14 protein-coding genes are annotated in these 20,424 nt (G+C 71.3%); 6 read left to right on the top strand and 8 right to left on the bottom strand.

The window, feature by feature from the left end:
- Positions 1–24 precede the first annotated feature (24 nt).
- From LV75_RS01395 to LV75_RS01385, 3 genes are read left to right on the top strand one after another with little or no spacing between them, the layout of a single operon-like run.
- Positions 25–885, top strand: a complete 861-nt coding sequence (locus tag LV75_RS01395) for a branched-chain amino acid ABC transporter permease (protein WP_253884712.1) — start codon at positions 25–27, stop codon at positions 883–885.
- A complete protein-coding gene (locus LV75_RS01390) occupies positions 872–2,593 on the top strand; it encodes a branched-chain amino acid ABC transporter ATP-binding protein/permease (RefSeq protein WP_253884711.1) in 1,722 nt (573 codons plus the stop codon). Before LV75_RS01395 ends, LV75_RS01390 begins: the two co-directional genes overlap by 14 nt.
- Entirely contained in the window at positions 2,590–3,282 is a 693-nt protein-coding gene (locus LV75_RS01385) for an ABC transporter ATP-binding protein (protein ID WP_253884710.1), read from the top strand. The genes LV75_RS01390 and LV75_RS01385 overlap by 4 nt, the downstream gene beginning before the upstream one ends.
- Positions 3,283–3,321: 39 nt before the next feature.
- Here the strand turns inward: LV75_RS01385 and LV75_RS35360 are convergent, their stop codons facing one another.
- From LV75_RS35360 to LV75_RS01360, 5 genes are all read right to left on the bottom strand, one after another.
- Positions 3,322–4,266 (bottom strand): GNAT family N-acetyltransferase, encoded by a 945-nt coding sequence (locus tag LV75_RS35360; protein ID WP_253884709.1) that lies wholly within the window; start codon positions 4,264–4,266, stop codon positions 3,322–3,324.
- Positions 4,266–6,509 (bottom strand): ATP-binding protein, encoded by a 2,244-nt coding sequence (locus LV75_RS01375; RefSeq protein WP_253884708.1) that lies wholly within the window; start codon positions 6,507–6,509, stop codon positions 4,266–4,268. The genes LV75_RS35360 and LV75_RS01375 overlap by 1 nt, the downstream gene beginning before the upstream one ends.
- A 127-nt stretch (positions 6,510–6,636) precedes the next feature.
- Positions 6,637–7,266, bottom strand: a complete 630-nt coding sequence (locus LV75_RS01370) for a DUF6879 family protein (protein WP_253884707.1) — start codon at positions 7,264–7,266, stop codon at positions 6,637–6,639.
- On the bottom strand, positions 7,259–7,555 hold the full coding sequence (locus tag LV75_RS01365; RefSeq protein ID WP_253884706.1) for a hypothetical protein: 297 nt from the start codon (positions 7,553–7,555) through the stop codon (positions 7,259–7,261). Before LV75_RS01365 ends, LV75_RS01370 begins: the two co-directional genes overlap by 8 nt.
- An 89-nt stretch (positions 7,556–7,644) precedes the next feature.
- On the bottom strand, positions 7,645–8,343 hold the full coding sequence (locus tag LV75_RS01360; protein WP_253884705.1) for an SDR family NAD(P)-dependent oxidoreductase: 699 nt from the start codon (positions 8,341–8,343) through the stop codon (positions 7,645–7,647).
- Positions 8,344–8,487: 144 nt separating this feature from the next.
- On the opposite strand from LV75_RS01360, the gene LV75_RS01355 reads away from it, so the two are divergent.
- Complete coding sequence (locus LV75_RS01355; RefSeq protein WP_253884704.1) at positions 8,488–9,264, top strand: molybdenum cofactor biosynthesis F family protein; 777 nt, start codon at positions 8,488–8,490, stop codon at positions 9,262–9,264.
- A gap of 4 nt (positions 9,265–9,268) precedes the next feature.
- Here the strand turns inward: LV75_RS01355 and LV75_RS01350 are convergent, their stop codons facing one another.
- On the bottom strand, positions 9,269–11,182 hold the full coding sequence (locus LV75_RS01350; protein WP_253884703.1) for a maleylacetate reductase and hydroxyquinol 1,2-dioxygenase domain-containing protein: 1,914 nt from the start codon (positions 11,180–11,182) through the stop codon (positions 9,269–9,271).
- A gap of 164 nt (positions 11,183–11,346) precedes the next feature.
- A complete protein-coding gene (locus LV75_RS01345; protein ID WP_253884702.1) occupies positions 11,347–13,128 on the bottom strand; it encodes an FAD-dependent oxidoreductase in 1,782 nt (593 codons plus the stop codon).
- Between the two features lie 141 nt (positions 13,129–13,269).
- On the opposite strand from LV75_RS01345, the gene LV75_RS01340 reads away from it, so the two are divergent.
- A complete protein-coding gene (locus LV75_RS01340) occupies positions 13,270–14,175 on the top strand; it encodes a LysR family transcriptional regulator (protein ID WP_253884701.1) in 906 nt (301 codons plus the stop codon).
- 1 nt (position 14,176) lies between these two features.
- On the opposite strand, the gene LV75_RS01335 is transcribed toward LV75_RS01340, so the two are convergent.
- On the bottom strand, positions 14,177–15,736 hold the full coding sequence (locus tag LV75_RS01335) for an ABC-F family ATP-binding cassette domain-containing protein (RefSeq protein ID WP_253884700.1): 1,560 nt from the start codon (positions 15,734–15,736) through the stop codon (positions 14,177–14,179).
- Between the two features lie 150 nt (positions 15,737–15,886).
- On the opposite strand from LV75_RS01335, the gene LV75_RS01330 reads away from it, so the two are divergent.
- A complete protein-coding gene (locus LV75_RS01330; protein ID WP_253884699.1) occupies positions 15,887–19,678 on the top strand; it encodes a WD40 repeat domain-containing protein in 3,792 nt (1,263 codons plus the stop codon).
- Positions 19,679–20,424: the final 746 nt, after the last annotated feature.

Genomic DNA, 20,424 nt, shown 5'->3' with positions numbered 1-20,424 from the left:
TACCGGCTAAAGGGAGTTTCCTAGATGCTGCAAGGAGCGCTGGCAGGTCTTGCCGCGGGCGGGCTGTACGCGGTGCTCGCCGTGTGCCTGACACTCATGTCGCGGCTGGTGCGGGTGGTCAACTTCGCCCAGTCGGCGACCGGGATGTTCGGCTGCTACGTCGCGGTCTGGCTGTCGGTCCACGTGGGACTCCCGACGTGGGCGGCGACGGTGGTGGGCATCGTGCTCGGCGGTGGGCTGAGCGCGCTGCTCGGGTGGATCATCTCCACCTGGCTGGCGGAGGCCGACATCGGCACCCGCTCGGCGGTCACCGTCGCCGTGCTCCTGCTGCTGATCTCGCTGTCGTTCATCCTGTTCGGCAACAAGCCGCAGCCGTTCCACCCGATCCTGGACGGCCCCGCGTTCTCGGTGAACGGCGTGGTGGTCAGCCAGGTGACGGTGGTGACGGTGGTGCTGTCCGTGGTGATCGCGCTGGGTTGCCGAGCACTGCTCACCAAGACCTCGTTCGGGTTGGAGCTGCGGGCGCTGTCCGAGCGGCCGACGACCGCGGAGCTGATGGGCATCCCGGCCAAGCCGCTGGCGGTCGCGGTGTGGGCGGCGACCGGGTTGCTGAGCACCCTGGTGATCTCGATCGTCGCCCCGTCGCAGTCCAACGACGCGACGTCGCTGTCGATGCTGGTGGTGCCCGCCTCGGCGGCCGCGCTGCTGGGCGGGTTCCGCAGGCTCGACCTCGCCGTGGTCGGCGGGCTCGTGCTCGGCATGGCCCAGGGCGCGGTCGCGCAGGTCGACAGCCTCTCGGTGGTCCGCTACTTCCTGCCGTTCCTGGTCATCGTCGGTCTTCTGCTGTGGTCGCAGCGCAAGGAGGTGTGGGATGTCGCGCGCTGAAACCGGCCCGCTGACCCGCTTCGGGGTCCCGTTGGTGGTGGCCGGGGCGGCCATCGTGGTCGGCTACCTGTTCAGCGTCGGGCTCGACGGGTACTTCGTGTACCTGGGCATGAGCGCGATCGTGGCGGGCATCGCCCTGCTCGGCCTTGGCGTGGTGACCGGCAGCGCGGGCATGGTCTCGTTGTGCCAGCTCACTTTCGCCGCGGTCGGGGCGTGGGTGGTCTCCTACCTCAACCGCGCAGGCGCGCCGGGCGGGTTCCTGGTCTGGCTGCTGTGCGGCGGCATCGCCGCGGGCCTGGTCGGGGTGCTGGTCGGCCTCCCGGCGTTGCGGTTGCGGGGGATCAACCTGGCCGTGGTGACCCTGGGCCTGGCGGCCGCGGCGGACCTGACGCTGGTGCAGATCCAGTTCCCCGGGACCGTCGACGGGGTGTCGGTGGAGCGCCCGGAGGCGTTCTCCGACGACCGCGGCTACTTCTGGTTGGGCACCATGGTGCTGACCGCGTGCTGCCTGCTGGTGCACTTCCTGCGCCGCACCCGCTGGGGCAGCGGCTGGCAGGCGGTGGCCTTCTCCGAGCGCGGCACCGCGGCGGCTGGCGCGTCCGTGCGCACGTCGAAGCTGAGCGCTTTCGCGGTGAGCGCGGCACTCGGCGGCGTCGCGGGTGGCCTGCTGACCGGTCAGGTCGGCCTGGCGTTCCCGGCGAGCTTCACCGCGATGCAGTCGCTGGCGCTCTACGTGCTGGCCATCATGTCCGGCGCGCACCTGATCGACATGGCCATCTTCGGCGCCGTGCTGTGGGTCGCGGTCCCCGAGCTGCTCAAGCGCTGGGGCGTGCCGCAGGACTGGGGCTTCGTGGTCTTCGGCCTGCTCGGCACGCACGCCCTCGCCACCGGCGGCAACCTGGGCACCGCCGTGCGCGAGCTCTGGCGGCGGCGGTCCAAGGGCGCGGCGAGCATCGAGCTGAGCGCGCCACCGTCCGATGTGGAGCTACCGACCCCCGGCGAGCCCGTGCTGGTGGTCCGCGACCTGAGCGTGAGCTTCGGCGAGGTCAAGGCGTTGTCCCATGTGGACATATCGGTGCCGTCCAACGGCGTCCTCGGCGTCATCGGCCCCAACGGCGCCGGTAAGTCCACTTTGGTCGACATCCTCAGCGGCTTCCTGCCCCAGGCAACGGGATCCGTCGAGTTGGACGGCCTCAAGCTCAACGGGCTCTCCCCCACCCGCCGGGCCCGCGCTGGCCTGCGCCGGACCTTCCAGCAGGACCGCGTCCCCGCGGGCCTGACCGTCGGCTCCTACGTCCGCTTCGTGGCCCGCCGCAGGCTGTCCACCGCCGAGATCACCGACGCCCTGGAGTTCTTCGGCTGCCCCCCGGCCAGGACCCCGCTGCGCCGCGTCGACGTCGGCGCCCGCCGCCTGGTGGAGGTCGTCGGCCACCTGCTGGCCAAGCCGAAGGTCCTGCTGCTGGACGAACCGGCCGCGGGCCTGCCGCACGAGGAGCACGTCGCCCTGGGCCTGCGCCTGCGCCAGGTCCCCGCTCGCTTCGGCGTGTCGGTCCTGCTCATCGAGCACGACCTGGACCTGGTCCGCTCGGTGTGCGACACGATCACCGTGCTCGACTTCGGGCAGGTGCTGGCCAGCGGTCCGCAAGCCGAGGTCCTCGCCAACCCCGAGGTCCTCAAGGCCTACATGGGCGAAACGGAGCTCCTGTGAACGCGCTGCAGGTACAAGGCATCACCGTCACCCGCGGCGCGGGCCCGGTGATCCGCGACGTCGGCTTCACCCTGGAGCCCGGCCGCATCACCGCCCTGGTCGGCCCGAACGGCGCGGGCAAGACGTCCCTGCTGGAGGCGATCTCCGGCGTCGTCCCGGCCGCCCGCGGGTCGGTGCGGATCGGGTCCACGGAGATCACCAAGCACTCCCGGGTGGCGCGGGCGAAGCTGGGCCTCGCGCACATCGAACAGGGCCGAGCGGTCTTCCCCGGCCTGACCGTGCTGGAGAACCTCAAGCTGACCGCGCGCACGTGGCCGAGGGTGGAGGAGGTGCTCGCCCTGTTCCCCGAACTCGACAAGCGCCGCAACTCCCCCACCGCCCTCCTCAGCGGCGGCGAACAGCAGATGGTCGTCCTGGCCCGCGCCTTCGCCGCCCGCCCCAAGTTCCTCCTGATCGACGAGATGTCCCTCGGCCTCGCCCCGGTGGTGTTCACCCGCCTCCTGCCGATGGTGACCCGCTTCGCGTCCGAGGGAGCCGCGATCCTGCTGGTGGAACAGTTCACCCACCTAGCCCTGGGCGTCTCCCAGGACGCGATCGTGGTCTCCTCCGGCCGCGTCACCTACCAGGGATCGGCCCAGGACCTGCTGGCCGCCCCAGAAACCCTCCACTCCGCCTACCTGGGGGAATAAGACCGGCTGGTGACGCCCTGGGGGCGTCACCAGCCACTTTCAGGCCTGGCTTGGCGACAGCCGCCGGGTCCACGTGGTCAGAACAGGCCGGTACCCGAACCTCACCCACATCGAAGCAGCAGGGTGGTTGTGCGCCGAATAGTGCACCAAGGCGACTTCAGCACCCTGTTCTCGGAGCAGACCATGCGCGGCGTCGACCAAAGCCCTGGCTACGCCACGCCGTCGCGCACCAGGTTCGACAAGAAGCCGCGACACGTAGCCCGCGTGGTTCGCCGCCACCTGTTTCTCGATCCACGCACCCTGTGGTGGCTGGGCCTGGACGAAGCCCACGACATCGGCGCCATTCATGGCGATGAGCACGGACTGCGTGGAGCTTTCGATGGCGGCCGCCATCTCGTTCCGCAACCTCGTGCGTGTCCCAGGTCGATGTGGAAGGGCGCCCAGTCGAGACTCGTGTTGATGCAAGTGCTCCGCCAGCAGCAGAACCTGGTCCACGTGCTCGTCCCCGGCTTGGGAGATCCGCTCGGGGGGTGCCACCGGACAGGAGCCTGCCTCGGCAGAGGTGAGGTCCACGGTGCCCAGCACGGTCAGCGGGGCGAACCCGTGCCGGACGAGTGGACCCGCGCCTGCCGGATCCATGCTGGGCCAGGTCAGGCTGATGCTGCGATCGGATGAGGCAACCCGCCGTCGGACAACGAGGTCGACTGCTCTGGTGAGGGCTTGCTCGAACGCGCCGTCGGCTTCGGGACCTGCCAGGGCGACGGTGAGGACGTGCCGGTGCAACGCTCCCCACATCGCCTCGTAGCTGTCTTCAGTGAAGACGAGGTCGCGGATGGCGCAGGCCGCGAGCAGATCCCGATCACCTATGCGCACCTGCGGATCAGCCAGCGTCGGAGAGGCGGCAGCAGCCGGGTCGATCTGCCCCATCCGCCGGACATGCGCATGTACCAGGGCGGCCACCTCCTGCTGGACGCCGGCTGCCACTAGCGCTCTCCGAGTATGCGGAGCCGGAGCCGACTTGCCCTGGTGTCCGCGAAGCCCCGCAGGGCGAGGGTCGCCTCGTCGACCAGCGCAGAGGTGTCGTGCGTCGCGTCCACAGCACGCACCGCGTCGGCCAAGTTGGCCAGTGCGTTGGCGAGGAGCCAGCGATCCCCGGTATCCCGGTAGATCGCGATGGCTCGACGGTGGAACTTGGCCGCGTCCTCGAACCGCCCCAGGTCCCGGTAGGCCTCACCGGCACCGTCCAAAGCACCCGCCTCGCGGTTGCGGTCCCCGATCTGGCGCTGCGCCACCGCTGAACGCTGGCAGGCGGTCAGGGCTTGTCCGGGGTCGCCTTTGGCACGTCGGATCCTGGCGAGTTCCAGCAGCCAGAACGCGCCCCATGCCACCAGCGCGTCTTCCTCGGCGATCACCAGGGCGCGATCGATCGCCGCTTGTGCGGCGTCGAACTCGCCCAGTTCCCGCAAGGGCATCGCGAGGTAGAAGAGTGCGTTGCCGGTGTACGCCCGGTCGCCCCGCTGCTCGCAGAGCTGTACGGCCTCGCGCAGCACGTCCACCGAGGCTTCGAGGTCGAGCAGGTCGTAGTTGACCATGCCGATGTTCGTGCGGACGAGTGCCTGCCAACGGGTGTCGGCGAGCTCGTCGAACACGGCCAGGGTCTCGGTGAACCGCTGTTGGGCGTCGACAAGCGCGCGGCGGCGCCACGCGATCAACCCCAGTGCGTTGGTGGCGACGCCTTCGCCATAGCGGTCTCCGATCTCGCGCCGCACTCGCAATGCCGCAGTGTGCGCGGCGGCCGCGTCGTCGAGTTGCTGGGACTGCAGGTACGCCTTACCAAGACTGTCCAGCAGTTCAGCCTCTCCCCGCTGGTCGCCGAGCGTCCGAGCAGAGGAAAGCCCTATCCGAGCCGTTTCGAACCACTCGTCGAAAGGGTTGTGGGAGACGTACACGCTCCGCAACAACGCGGCTATCCGCCAGGCCACGTCATGTCTCTCCCCGGCGGCGGCAGACCGCACGGCGGAGACGAGGTTGGCCTGTTCACGCTCGTACCAGGCGAAGGCACCGTCGCGATCAGCGAACTCCTCGGGAATCGCGTCAGGCGGGACGGACTCCAGCGGGACGGGCCGGTCCAACGGGGCGATGAGCGCGATGGCTCCTGCCAGCGTGTGCAGGTAGTGGTCCAGTGCCCTGCCGAGGGCCGCGGCGCGATCCTGCTCGGTCTCCTGCTGTACCGCCTGTTGCGCCGCGTATATCCGGAGCAGGTCGTGGAACTGGAAGCGTCCCTGCGCGTGCTGTTCCAGCACGTGAGCGCCCACGAGGAAGTCGAGCAGCCGCCGGGTCTTGGCCGTGCTCGTCCCAGCGAGAACTGAGGCCGCACCGGTCCCGAACTCCGGGCCCGGGTGCAGTCCGAGCAGCCGGAACAGCCGGGCGGCCTGTTCGGGGAGCGCTCTGTAGGACCAAGCGAACACAGTTCGCACCGCGTCGGACTCGTCATCGTCCTCCACGGTCAACGCGTCCCAGAGCGCCGACTCATCCCTGAGGTCTTCGATCAGTTCGCGCAACGGCATCAACGGCCTGCTCGAGGCCCGCTCAGCCGCGATGCGCAATGCGAGGGGGAGTCGGGCGCACAACCGAGCCAGTTCGACGAGGTCCTCGTCCTTGTCCGGACTGCGGTACCCGGATGTCACCGCGCGCAGCAAGTCCACCGCGTCGCGCTCGGACAACATGTCCAGCAGGAGACGATGCGCACCGTCCCTGGCCACCAGCCCCGAGAGCCTGCTGCGACTGGTGATGAGCACGAGGCAGCGCTCCGTGGCCGGGAGCAACGGCCGCACCTGGCTCACTGTGGCGGCATTGTCGAGCACCAACAGCACACGCCGATCCGCCAGCAGTGACCGCAACAACGCCGAACGGTCGTCCGTCGCACTCGGGATTCCCTCTCGCGGCAACCCCAATGCGCGGAGGAATCGGTCCAGGGCTTGCGCCGCGCTAACCGGCACCCCGGGGTCGTAGCCGCGCAGGTTGACATAGAGTTGACCATCCGGGAAATGCCTCCGCACACTGTGCGCCCAATGCAGGGCCAGCGAGGTCTTCCCGACACCCGCGGTCCCGGTGATCACATACAGCCCACCCGCGGCCGCTCCGCCGTCGAGGACGGCGTCGAGCACCCGGCGTTCGTGCCCACGGTTGACGAATCCACTGACATCTCCCGGCAACTGACTGGGCACGGGATTGCGGGTATGCCCGCCGTGGAAATGGATATCTCCGTGTACCGCATTGGCCTGCACGACATCATGAGCGGAACCAGACACCTCGGACGAGGTGTTGGCTACCTGATCCTCACGCCGATCACGGTCACCCATGCGGGAGGGGTGACCGCTGGTCAGCGGCCGCGCGTTCCACGAACCCCTCAGTAGTGGTACCAACGCTGTACAGCCCTTGGATGAACTCGCGCACGGCGACCGTGAGGCCTTCATCGTCGTAGCGGACACCACCCTGCTGCAGTCCGGTCTCGTCATAGAGCAGGCGATACAGGGTCTCGTCGCCGAGAGTGATCAGTTCAGGCAGCACACCCGACGTCTCCAGGTGTTCGACCCTGCTCGCGTCCAGGAACCTGGTGTGCCCACCCAGTTCATCGCGCAGTGCCAGCAACTCCGACTCCCACCGCAGGTAGTCGGTGAGCGGCCACTCGACAACCCTGATCCGCCACGTCTCGAACCCGTGTTCGGAGATCTTGCGGTAGTGCTCGGTCAGCGCTCCCCTGCGCTCACGCAAGGCGTCCACCGCGTCCTGCCACCGGCCCTGGTCGAACGCCACCCAACTGTCATCAGTGGGCTCACGGAAGACTTGGAGCCGCTCCAACTTCCAGAACCCCGATGGTCCGGTTCGCCAGAAACGTTCGTTGAAGTCATCGAGATAGGCATCCCCGAGCAATCGCGTTCCCTCGGCAGCCGCCAGCGTGGAAATCACTGAAGAGTCACGCATCAGGTATATCCCTCTTCGCCGCGCGCGCCATCCCTCTGGGAATGATGACGAGACTCTCGCCCGGACCAACGGAGACACCCGCGGGAAGCTGACTCGCGTAGTGCGCCGTGAGGTCGCGCCCGATCACCGCGACATCACCGTTGTCGAGCTCCCAGATATCAGGACATCCGCCCTCACCCCCGCTGCCGGTGGTGTCCGGGTCGCGCCCGCTGCCCGGGTCGGTGGGGGCGATCCCCAGTCGCCGGTGGAAGGTCGCGCCCGGATCCGGCGTCCACACCTGTGCCGACATGGTGACTCCCTCTCGCACACAGCAAGGGAATTCAGCGTATCACGTACGACCTTGCGCGCACCCGGGGCTTAGGTCCCCCATTAGAGGGTTCAGGCGGGGAATCCCGACCGCGCGGAGTAGCCGAAATCGGTCAGGATCGCCTGCCCATTCACAGTCCGAGACCGCTCAGAGGCCAAGAACAGCACCTGGTTGGCCACATCCCCAGCTTCCTGCACCGGAAACTCAGCCTCATCAATTGCCCGATCCCCAAGATCCCCCCGAGCCATCGGCGTATCCACAATGGACGGACACACACAATTGACCCGCACCGGCGAGAACTCCACCGCCAACGCCCGCGTCATGGAAACGACAGCCCCCTTGGACGCGCTATAAGGCACCATCCCCGGTACTGACACGAAGGCCGAGTCGCTCCCCAGCAGCACGATCGAGCCGTCGTAGCCCATGTGTGGGTACACGTGTTTCGCGAGCAGCAATTGGCCAAGCACGTTCACCGCCAGCACCGAGGCGATATCAGCGGGGGACGTGTCGACGAGCAGGTCGCCCACTGGGCCTGAGATGCCCGCGCACCCGACCACGACATCGAGACCGCCGAGCCATTCGACGGCCGAGCTGACCGCGGCGGAGAGGGAGTCCGAGTCGGTGACGTCGGCGACGAAGGGGGCGGTGGGGGCTCGGTCCAGGATCGCGACCGCGGCGCCCTCGGCTTGCAGGGCGCGCGCGCAGGCCTGGCCGATCCCCGATGCGCCACCGGTGACCAGGGCTTTCTTGCCTGCCAGAGCGAGGTCCATGTCCACATCCTGCGGTCAGCCGGGCACGGGCGGTTGGTCTCCGGCGCACCATCCTTGTCCGGTGCCGCACGGGGCGGGGTGACATGGTTCCACCGGGGGGCTCCCAGGGCCAAGACTGCCGTCTACCCGGAGAAAGGAACGCCGATGACGTTGTCCGATACCTCGACGTGGTTGCCGCTCGACGGGTTGGCGCCCGGGTTCGACGAGAACAAGGCGCCGACCGTGGGGGACCTGCACGGGCGGACGGTGACGCTGCTCGGGGCCCAGGGGCCGGTGCTGACGGCGTCGTTCACCGGGGCGCGGGTGGTGTGGGACCACGGGGTCGACGACTGCGAGACGTTCCTGGTGGACGAGGACCTCTACTACACCCAGTTCCACCCCAACGAGCGGCCGGACGAGGCCATTTCGCTGTTCCTGGACCTGCGGGCCGGGCGGGCGCTGCTGATCACCACGACCATCAACGGCGGCGGGACGCCCCGGGTGACCCAGGTCTTCACCCCGGCCACCATCGAGGGCGCCGACGTCACCGGTGAGGCCCCCGCCCCCTCACGCGCGCTCATCGGGCGCCGCGCGATGTGGGTCTACAGCCAGGAGCACGCCTACGAGCACGTCTACCTGAGCCCGCACTGGTACACCTGGCAGTGCCTGGCAGGCCCCGAGAAGGGCCTGGCCGACACCGACGAGAACTCCGTGTACCAGCTGCGGCCGGGCATCTACGTGTTCACCTGGCGGGAGAAGGTCATCCACTGCGCCTCGGTGACCGTCGCCGACCACCGCGACGTGCACCGGCTGCGCTCGCACGGGGTCCTGTTCGGGCTCAACGAGAGCGGCGACGGCCAGACGCACTTCACCTTCGGGGCGCACGGGCGGCTGCTGAGCAACACCGTGCACCCCGAGGAGTACGACCCGGCGCTGGGCTGAGCGCTCACCGCGCGGGCGCGATCCGGAACGTGAACGCCAGGTCGCGCCAGTCGCCGGTGACGTGGCGACCCGGTGGGGGTGTGCCGACCCCCGCCGGGAAGTCCACGACGAGGTCGGACTTCACGCCGAAGACGGCGTCGGAGTCCAGGTAGTCGCCGCCCGCCACGAACAGCTGGGTGATGAGCCGCTGGTAGCCGGGGGCGGCGATCATGAAGTGCAGGTGCGGCGCCCGGTACGGGTGGCGGCCGGTCGCGGCGAGCAACTCACCGACCGTGCCGTCGGCCGGGATCGGGTACGCCGAGGGCAGGATCGACCAGAACCGGACCATCCCGTGCGCGTCGGCGCGGAAGCGGCCGCGCAGCACCGGGCCCTCCAACTCGGGCAGCTGCACGTCGTAGAAGCCGTCCTCGTTGGACTGCCAGATGTCGACCACCGCGCCCGGCAGCGGTGTCCCGTCCACCGAGGTGATGGTGACCTCGACGTGCAGCGGGACACCGGGGAGACCGTCGGCGACGTCGGTGCCGTGCTCGAGCTCGGGCGGGCCCTCGACGTAGAACGGGCCCAGCACCGCCGAGGGCGTGGTATCCGGGGTGCGCGAGTTGGTCAGCGCATCGACCACGCTGGACACGCCCAGGCTGTCCGACAGCAGCACGAACTCCTGCCGCTTGTCGTCGCACAGCTGCCCGGTGCGGGTCAGGAAGTCGATGCCCGCCTGCCATTCGGCCTGGGTGAGGTCGTTGTCCACAGCGAACCCGTGCAGGCGCCGAACGAGGTCGCCCACCAGTTGCCGCAGCCGGGGCTCGCCGCCGAGGGTGCTCACGACCTGCTCGGTCAGCCAGTCCAGCCGGGGCACGCCGCCGGAGGTGGGCCGCTCCCCCGCCCACGCCGCGCGCAGCAGGCCCGTCAGGCCGTCCTCGGTCAACGGCGCGGGGTTCGGGTAGGGCTTGGCCACCGCGAGCTCGACCGCGCGGGGCAGGTCGGTCTCGGACAGGCCGAGTTCGCGCAGTGACGTGGGCGCGCCGGTCTCGACCAGCAGGTCGAACAGCGCGGCCGGGGCGTCGGGGCTGCCCAGGGCCTCGCCGATTCGGCGGACGGCATCTGGGGCGTGCGGTGCGTTGTAGGCGAGGGCGTGCGGGAGCACGACGGCGTGCGTGGGTGAGTGCGGGAGGCCGAAGGCGCCGCCCAGGGTGTGGCAGAGCTTGTGGTGCAGGCCCATGCCGACAGCGCCCAGGCAGGTCCCGGCGAGCCAGGCGCCGGTCAGCAGGTCGGCGCGGGTGTCCTCGGCGCCGGGGTCGGCCTTGATCCGGCGCAGCGCGCGGGCGATGCGCTCGATGGCCTCCAGCGCGAGCCGGTCGGTGACCGGGTTGGCGTCGGGGGCGTAGAGCGCCTCGACGGCGTGCGCCAGGGCGTTGACCGCGCTGGTGACGGTGATGTCCAGCGGCAGGCCGCGGGTGAGCTCGACGTCGTAGATGACCGTCTCGGGCAGGATGTCGGGCGAGGAGCGGGTCGTCTTGACGCCGCCGTCGGTCTCGCCCAGCACCGGCGTGACCTCGGAGCCCGCGTAGGTGGTGGGCAGGATGACCTGGTCGACGCCGGTCCGCACGGCCAGCGCCTTGGCCAGCCCGGTCGTGGAGCCACCGCCGATGGCCACCACGCAGTCCGCGGCCACCTCGCGCAGCAGGGCGAGCGCCTTCTCGGTCACCGCGACCGGCGTGTGCATGGCGGCGCCGTCGAACCGCCCGACGGCGAGGTGCCCCAACGCCTCCCGGATCCGGTCGCCCAACTCGGGCAGCCCGGGGTCGGCCAGGACCAGGACCCGCTCACGACCGAGTCGCTCCACCTCCGGCCGCACGTCGGCGAGGGTGTGCGACCCGAACACGACGCGGGCCGGGTGGACGGTGTAGCGGAAATCAGACACAACGGCTCCAGGTCCTGCGGTTCGGGCCAACTGCTCGATGGGGCGGACTTGTGTGAGACGGCGGCCGTAGCGTCGCCGCAGGGCGTGCTTCGCGGTCTTGCCACGGCTGCCGTCAAGGCTCCACGCAGACACGTTCGCCCCATCGAGCCGCACGCATTAGGGCTCTACTCTGCGCCTGTCCGTTCCCCGGCGCCTTGGTCGGGCCGGTCGAGGAGGGCGGCGAGCGCGGCGGTGAGGTCGCCCGCGGGGTCGTTGGGCAGCGTCAACGCCCGCCAGCCGACGTGCGCGTCCGGGCGGACCAGCACGCAGCCGGACTCCTCGACCTCGCGCAGCCGCGCCCAGTCGTCGTAGAGGTCGATGTGGTCGCGGCCCGCGCCGATGACGAAGGCCGCGATCTCGATGTCGAGCTGCTTGGCCGCGATCTCCGCCGCCGCGACCCACTCCTCACCGGAGATGCCGGTGAACAGCGCGAAGCGGCCCTTGCCCGCCAGGTCGTGGGTGCTGACCTTCTGGCCGCCGTGGCCCAGCCAGCAGTGCGGCAGGCGCGCGCCCGGCCAGGTGGTGGGGTGGTAGTACAGCTCCGGGTCGCGGGTGTACTCCGGTTCGGGCGTGCCGTCGCCGATGACCGCTCCCGAGCGGTAGCGCTGTCCGAGCTCGACGCCGTGCGCGTTGAACTCGTAGTCCTTGAGCTCCAGCGCTTTGCGCAGCGCGACCCGCTGGTCGGCGGCCTTGGCGGTGTTCTCGGTCCGGGCCCGCATGTTGGCGACCTTCTCGGCGGGGTCGTCGGACTCGGTGAAGCCCAGCGCCTCGAAGATCGGGCCGAACTCCTCGATGGACTTGTTGGCGCGCAACACGATCTGCTTGCCGACCGGCGCGCGCTCGGCGTCGTAGCTGTCGAGCAGCCCGGGACCCGCCGCGCCGGAGAGCACCATCGCCAGCTTCCAGGCCAGGTTGTAGGAGTCCTGGATGGAGGTGTTGGAGCCCAACCCGTTTGACGGCGGGTGCCGGTGCACGGCGTCGCCCGCGCAGAAGACCCGGCCCGCGCGGTAGCGGGTCGCGTACATCTTGTTGTTGCCCCACAACGAGGTGGAGCGGATGGTGACCGGGATCGTGTCGTCGCCGATGAGGTCGTGCACGATCTTGGTGGCCATCGCGTCGTCCACCGCGGGCGGCGGACCGGAGATGTCGTAGCCCCAGACGATGAGCCACTCGTCCCACGGCCGCACCATGCGCACCAGGCCCATGCCGATGCCGCCGATGTCGGAGCCGGGCTGCAGCACCCAGTACAGGACGCTGGGCCGGTGCTCGACCAGCCGGGACAGGTCGGCGTGGAAGACGATGTTCATGCTGCCCGCGAGGTCCATCTGCCCCTCGAACGGCAGCCCGACGTCCTTGGCGACCTGGCTGCGGCCGCCGTCGGCGCCGATTACGTACTTGGCCCGGATCGGGTAGGTGTGCCCGCTGAGCCGGTCGCGCACGGTGACCGTGACGCCCTCGTCGTCCTGCTCCAGGCCCAGGTACTCGGTGTCGAAGCGGACGCGGCTGCCGCGCTCGGCGGCGTGCCCGACCAGGATCGGCTCGAGCAGGGTCTGCGGGAGGTCGCAGTTGCTCGACGGCGACGCCAGCGTGTAGTCGGCGCGGCGCGCCGGGTGGGTGCCCCAGGTGCGGACCCGGCCGATCTCGTCGCCGGTGAGGCTGGTGCAGAAGACGGTGTCGCCCATGAGGTCCTGCGGGGTGCCCTGGGCGCGCACGTCGTCCTCGATGCCCAGGTCGCGCAGGATCTCCACGGTGCGCTGGTTGGTGATGTGCGCGCGGGGGGTGTTCGCCGTCCAGCGGTACTTCGTGATGACGATGTGGTCGACGCCATGGGTGGCCAGGGCCAGTGCGGCGGAGGCCCCGGCGGGACCGCTGCCGATCACCAGGACATCGGTGGTCAGGGTGCTCACGCCGCCTCGCCTTCGGTGGGGACCGGGTCGGTGCGCGGTGGTGCGGCGCACGGTGGGTCTGCTGAACGGTGGGTCTGATGATGCGAACCCGGGGGCCATTCGTCCAATACGTCTTGCAGACGCCTGCTATAGCCTGCGGGTATGGATGTGCGGGATCTGGAGTGCTTCCTCGCGGTGGCGGAGGAGGGCACGATCAGCCGGGCCGCCGAGCGCCTGCACATGACCCAGCCGCCGCTGACCGTGCGGGTGCGCGCCCTGGAGCGGGAGCTGGGGGTGGAGCTGCTGGTCCGGCACGGGCGCGGGGTGACGGTGACCGCGGCGGGCCGGTTGCTGGCCGACCACGCCCGGCGGCTGCTGGCGGACCTCACCGCGACCACCGAGACGGTGCGCGCGGTCGGCCTGGGCACCCGGGGCCGGTTGGCGCTGGCGATCGGGCACTCGGTCGCGCCGCGGCTGCTCAGCAGGCTGCTGCGCTCGGTGGGCTCCGATGTGGACCTGGCGCTGGTCGAGGTGTCCGACGCCGAGGTGCTCGACCGGGTGCACCACCGCGAGGCGCACGCCGGTCTGCTCAGCCAGTCCCGGTCGTCGCCGCGGCGGGCGGCTGGTCTGGAGGTCGCGGTGGTGAGCCGGGCGCCGCTGGTGGTGGTGCTGCCGCAGGCGCACCCGTGCGCCGACGCCGAGCGGGTGGACCTGGCGGAGTTGCCCGACGACCGGGTGGTGGTGCCCGACATCGCCGAGTTCACCCCGACCGAGTTCACCCCGACCGGCGGCACCCGGCACCGGGCGGAGTCGGTCTCGCACGCGTTGGCGTTGGTGCAGGCGGGGATGGGGGTGGTGTTGTTGACCACCGAGCACGTGCCGCAGGTCTGGCCCGGCCTGCTCGCCCGGCCGCTGCGCCAGCACACCGAGATCGTCGAGTCCGCGGTGTGCTGGCGGCCGGACGAGCACTCCCCGGTGATGCGCCGGTTCCTGCGCGCCGCACTGTCCACACCGGAGCCCGACGTGCTCGGCCAGCGCTTCGCCAGGGACCGCCCCGCCGACTCCTGAGTCAGCCGAGCAGGGTCCCGCCCGCCAGCTCCAACCGCCGGGTGGTGCCGATCTCGTCGAGGAACCGCTCGTCGTGGCTGACCACGACGAACGCGCCCCGGTAGGCGTTCAGCGCGTTCTCCAGCTGGCCGACGCTGACCAGGTCCAGGTTGTTGGTCGGCTCGTCGAGCAGCAGCAGGTGCGGCGCGGGTTCGGCGAACAGCACGCACGCCAAGGTGGCCCGCAGCAGCTCACCACCGGACAGGGTGGACACCTTCTGGTGCGCCCGGTCGCCGCGGAAGAGGAAGCGGGCCAACAGGTTCATCAGGTCGGCACGCGCCATGCTCGGGGCAGCAGCGGCAAGGCTCTCGGCGACGGTCAGGTCCGGGTCGAGGACGTCGAGGCGCTGGGACAGGTAGGCGGAGGGGACGGCGTCGCGGATCATCCGCAGCAGCGTCGACTTGCCCGAGCCGTTGGGGCCGGTGAGCGCGATGCGCTCCGGTCCGCGGATGTCCAGGGTCAGCCCGGCGCCCGCGAAGAGGTCGCGCGCCCGCAGTCCTTCGCCGTGGAACAGGGTCCGTCCTGCTGGGACGGTGGTGTCCGGCAGCTCCAGGACGATCTTGTCGTCCTCGCGCACCGCACGGCTCGCCGCGTCGAGCCTGGCGCGGGCGCCGCTGACCCGGGACGCGTGGGTGCCGTCCGCCTTGCCCGCGGACTCCTGGGCGCGGCGCTTCATGTTTCCCGCGAAGATCCGCGGCAGGCCGGCGCTGTCGAGGGTGCGCGCCGCGTTGCCCGCGCGTCGGGCGGCGCGTTCACGGGCCTGCTGCAGCTCCCGCTTCTCGCGCTTGACCTCCTGCTCCGCGTCGCGCAGGGTCCGCTCGGCCGCCTCGCGGGCGGCCCGCGCGGCGGCGTCCCACTCGGTGTAGTTGCCGCCGAACACGCGGATCTCGCCGTGGTCGACCTCGGCGATCCGGTCGACCAGGTCCAGCAGCTCCCGGTCGTGGCTGACCACCACCAGGCAGCCGCGCCAGTCGGCGAGCACCGAGTGCAGCCGGGCGCGGGCGCCCGCGTCGAGGTTGTTCGTCGGTTCGTCCAGCAGCAGCACGTCCGGGCGCTTGAGCAGCTGCGCGGCCAGCCCCAGCGACACGACCTGGCCGCCGCTGAGGGTGCCGATCCGCCGGTCGAACTCGACGTCGGCCAGGCCGAGCCGGGCGAGTTCGGCGCGGGTGCGCTCCTCGAGGTCCCAGTCGACGCCGATGGTGGTGAAGTGCTCGTCGCGGACGTCGCCGGACTCCACGGCGCGCAGCGCGGCGAGCACCCGGTCGACGCCGAGGACCTGCCCCGCGCTGAGGTCGTCGCCCAGCGGCAGCGTCTGCGGCAGGTACCCCACGACCCCGTCGACGACGACGGACCCGGAACTGGGCCGGTACTGCCCGGCGAGCAGCTTCAGCAAGGTCGACTTCCCGGCCCCGTTGGCACCGACGAGCCCGGTGGCCCCGGTGCCCGCGGTGAACGACACCCCGTCGAACACGGGGGTGTCGTCCGGCCAGGTGAACACGAGATCGGTGCAGGTGATAGCCATCGCCGACCACCGTAAGCGCGGACCCGGCCCGCCACCAACCGGTTATCCGGCGCGCGGTCCGCCTACGCCGAACGGGTTGTTCACCCGCGTGCGCCCGGTGCTGGACAACCGAACCTGAACAATGGACGCGGCTGACCGGGGGGTGGGCGCATGCCACGGGCCGAACGACCGCTGGAGGCGGGCGACAGTCCGTTGTTGGGGTTCGCGGGCGGCCTGCGGCGGCTGCGGGAAGAGGCGGGGAGCCCGACCTACCGGCAGCTGGCCGCGGAGGCGCACTACTCGGCCGCGAGCCTGTCCGAGGCGGCGGCGGGGCGCAGGCTGCCGAGCCTGGCGGTGACCCTCGCCTACGTGCGGGCCTGCCGCGGCGACGCGGCCGAGTGGGAGCTGCGCTGGCACCGCCTCGCCGCCGAGCTCGCCACGCGCACCGAGCCCGCGGAGCCGACCGGCGCGCCCCCGTACGCGGGTCTCGCCGCGCTGCAACCCGAGGACGCGCACCGCTTCTTCGGCCGCGAGCACCTGGTCGACGCCCTGGTGCAGCGGCTCACCGGGCAGCGGTTCGTCGGCGTGTTCGGCACGTCCGGGGCGGGCAAGTCCTCGCTGCTGCGGGCCGGGCTGCTGACCCGGTTGAGCGCGGCGGGCAAGGTCGTCGTGCTGTTCACCCCCGGCCCGCACCCGCTGGAGGAGTGCGCGGTCCAGCTGGCCAAGCACACCGGTACCGCGGCAGGCGCGCTCGGGCTGGCCGAGGACCCGGCGAACCTGCACCTCGCGGTGCGGTTGGCGCTGGTCGACCAACCGGCCGACACCGAGGTGGTGCTGGTCGTCGACCAGTTCGAGGAGGTGTTCACGCTGTGCGCGGACCCGGCCGAGCAGGCCTGGTTCATCGAGGCGCTGATCACCGCCACCGCGACCAAGACCAGCCGCTGCCGGGTCGTGCTCGGCGTCCGGGCGGACTTCTACGCGCACTGCGCCCGCTCGGCGGCGCTGGTCGAGGCGCTGGCCGACGCCCAGGTCACCGTGGGTCCGATGAGCATGGACGAGCTGCGCCGGGCGATCACACTGCCCGCGACGCGCGCGGAGCTGGTGCTGGAGAGCGGTCTGCTGGCGACGCTGCTCGCGCACGCGGACGGCGAGGTGGCGGTGCTGCCGCTGCTGTCGCACGCGCTGCTGGAGACCTGGCGGCGCAGGCGCGGGAAAGTGCTCACGCTGCAGGGTTTCCAAGCGGCGGGCGGGATCGACGGGGCGTTGGCGCAGACGGCCGAATCCATCCACTCCGGACTCGGCTCGCGGCAACGGGTTCTGATGCGGACGCTGCTGCTGCGGTTGGTCGCGCTCGGCGAGGGGACCGAAGACACCAAGCGCCGGATCAGCCAGTCCGAATTGGACTTCGACGACCCGAACCTGGCCGTGGTGCTGGAGAAGCTGACCTCGGCGCGGTTGATCGCGCGCGGCCGCGACACGGTGGAGATCACCCACGAGGCGCTGATCCGGTCCTGGCCCCGGCTGCGCGACTGGCTCGCCGAGGACCGCGAGGCGCTGCGCGCGCACCGGGCGCTCACCGAGGCGACCGAGGCGTGGGAGGCGCTGGGCAAGGACCCGGGCGCGCTGTACCGGGGCGCCCGGCTCGTGGTGGCGAAAGACCTGGTGAGCAGCGACTACACGGTGCTCAGCGGCCGCGAGCGGGTGTTCCTGGAGACCTCCGCGGCCGCGGCGGCGGACGCGGTGGCGACCGACCGGCGGCGCACCCGCTGGCTGCGCCAACTGGTCGTGCTGCTCACGGTGCTGCTGGTGCTGGCGGCCGCGGCGACGGTGTTCGCGGTCAACGCCCAGCAGATGGTGACCCGCCAGCGCAACGACGCGCTGTCGGAGAAGGTGTCCGGGCAGGCCGCGGCGCTGCACGCGGCGAACCCGGCGCTGGCCGCGCAGCTCAGCCTCGCCGCGTACCGGGTGTCGCCGACCGCGGCGGCCAGGGGCGGGCTGCTGAGCCTGTTCGCGACGCCGTTCGCCACGTCGGTCAACGGGCACACCACGACCGCGGTCTCGGCGCTGACCCCCAACGGGCACGTGCTGGCCACCGCCGGGGTCGACGGGTACACCAAGCTCTGGCTGATCGGCGACCGGCGGCGCCCGGTGCTGCTGTCGTCGCTGCGCACGACCGCGGTGGAGTACGGGTTCGTGGCGATCAGCGCGGACAACCGGCTGCTGGCCACCGGCGGGCGCTTCCCGGACCACTCGGTGCGGGTGTGGGACATCACCGACCCGGGCAGGCCGACCCTGCGGCTGTCCATCGACGACCTGCCGGGGACGGTGCGCGCGGTCGCGTTCTCCCCCGACGGGCGGACCCTGGCCACGGTCGGCAACCACCGGTCGGTGTGGCTGTGGGACATCGGCGGGCGGGTGGCGGTGCGCGGGCACGAGCTGGTCGGGCACACCGACTGGGTGACCTCGGTGGCGTTCAGCCCCGACGGGCGGACCCTGGCGACCGCGGGCCTGGACGGGACGGCCCGGCTGTGGGACGTCGCGGCGGGGCGCGCGGCGGGGGTGCTGGTCGGGCACACCGGGACGGTGCACGCGGTGGCGTTCACCCCGGACGGGCGGACCCTGGCCACCGGGGGCGACGACCGCGCGATCCGGCTGTGGGAGCTCGCCGCGCCGCAGCGGGCGTTCGCGGTGGTGGCGGGGCACGACGACGCGGTGCGGGCGGTGGCGTTCAGCCCGGACGGGCGGACGCTGGCCAGCGCCAGCAGCGACCGCGGGGTGCGGCTGTGGCGCTACACCGGCAAGGGCGACCCGGTGTCCGGGCTGATGACGCTCACCGGGCACACCGCGCCCGTGGTGTCGGTGCAGTTCAGCCACGACGGGCGGACGCTGGCCACCGCGAGCGAGGACCACACGGCGCGGCTGTGGGACGTGCCCGGGTCGGTGCTGGCCGGGCACACCGACTCGGTGTACGGGGTGGCCGTGCACCCCAGCGGGCGGGTCGCGGCCACCGCGGGCCGCGACGGGACGGCGCGGGTGTGGCTGCTGGCCGACCCGAGCCGGGGCGCGGAGATCGCGGTGCTGAGCAGCCACCACGCGGTCGTGCGGTGGGTCGCGTTCAGCCCGGACGGGCGCACGCTGGCCACCGCGGGCGACGACGGCACGGCCCGCCTGTGGGACATCACCGAGCCGACGAGCATCCACGAGATCGCCGCGCTCACCGGCCACACCGGCCCGGTCACCTCGGTCGCGTTCAGCCCGGACGGCCGCACCGCGGCGACCACCAGCGACGACGGCACGGTCCACCTGTGGTCGGTCGCCGACCCGCGCCACCCCAGGCGGGTCTGGACGATCGCGCACCGCGGCCCGGTCACCTCCGCCGACTTCAGCCCCGACGGCCGCCACCTGGCCACCGCGGGCCGCGCCGACCGCCTGGTCGTCACCTGGGACCTCGGCGACCCGCACCAGGCCCCCACCCGGCTCGCCGAGCGGGTCCACCCGGACGCGGTCACCTCCGTGCGCTTCAGCCCCGACCGGCGCGGCATGGTCACCACCAGCGTCGACCGCACCGTCCGGCTGTGGGACGTGACCAACCCCGCCGACCCCCGGGCGGGCCCCATCCTCACCGACCACGCCGACGCCGTCTACTCGGCCGCCTACACCCCCGACGGCCGCATGCTGGTCACCACCAGCGCCGACCACACCGCCCGCCTCTGGGACGTCAGCGGCACCCCGCAGGAACTGGCCACCCTCACCGGCCACCCGCACAGCGTCCTGATGGCCGCGTTCAACCCGATGAACGGCAACGTGGTCACCGCCAGCCACGACTTCACGGCCCGCATCTGGGACACCGACCCGGAAGAAGCCGCTCGCCGCGTGTGCGCACTCGCCGAACCGGCGATCTCCCGCACCGAGTGGGAGCGCTACCTGCCGGGACTGCCCTACGAACCCCCCTGCCCGAACTAGCCCTCTGGCCTAGCCCCTTGGCCTGGTTCCTTGACCTGGTTCCGCTGCCCCGGCGAGTTGTCCACAGGCCCGTGCTCGCTCGATACCTTCCCGCGCTTCCCTTGCGTAGACTGGATTCGGGGGCTGCTCAGCGCGGTTTGATCTTGCCTCGCACCCGGGCGGCTCGGGAAGCCCTGACCACGCAGGGGATCGACGGGATCGGCCAGTCGAGGACGGTGCAGCAGCCCGCCAGCCTTGGATGCCCGGTCAAGATCAAACCGCGCTCGGCAGCCCCCGAATCAAGCCTACTCAGAGGGGACCGACAATCCGGGCCGAGCGAGTCGGGCCCCTGTGGCCAACTTGGTGCCCTCAAACGATTCGACCGCCGCCGAGCCCGCCACTGCGAGTTGTCCACAGGTCCGCGTTCGCCCGGCTTGGTCGCTGCTTTCTTCGCGTAGACTGGATTCGGGGGCTGCTCAGGATGGTTCGATCTTGGGCTGCTTGCCAGGAGCCCTGGAATCGTTGCCGCTTCAGGGATTGGAAGGCCGGATCCAGGTCGCCTCGGATGCTCGCCAAGATCAAACCGCGCTGAGCAGCCCCCGGATCAAGCCTACCCAAGGGGGCCGACAATCTGGGGCGAGCGAGCGGGGTGCCTGTGGACAACTGGGTGCCCGCCAATCGATCCGACCGCTGGCGGGCCCGCCACAGCGAGTTGTCCACAGGCCCCCTCTGGCCGGTCCCGTTCGCGACCTCCCCCACGTAGACTG

The organism is Actinokineospora diospyrosa (assembly GCF_024171925.1).
Taxonomy (GTDB): domain Bacteria; phylum Actinomycetota; class Actinomycetes; order Mycobacteriales; family Pseudonocardiaceae; genus Actinokineospora; species Actinokineospora diospyrosa.
The sequence above is the reverse complement of the archived record's forward strand: the minus strand, read 5'-3'. Positions and strand labels throughout refer to the sequence as shown.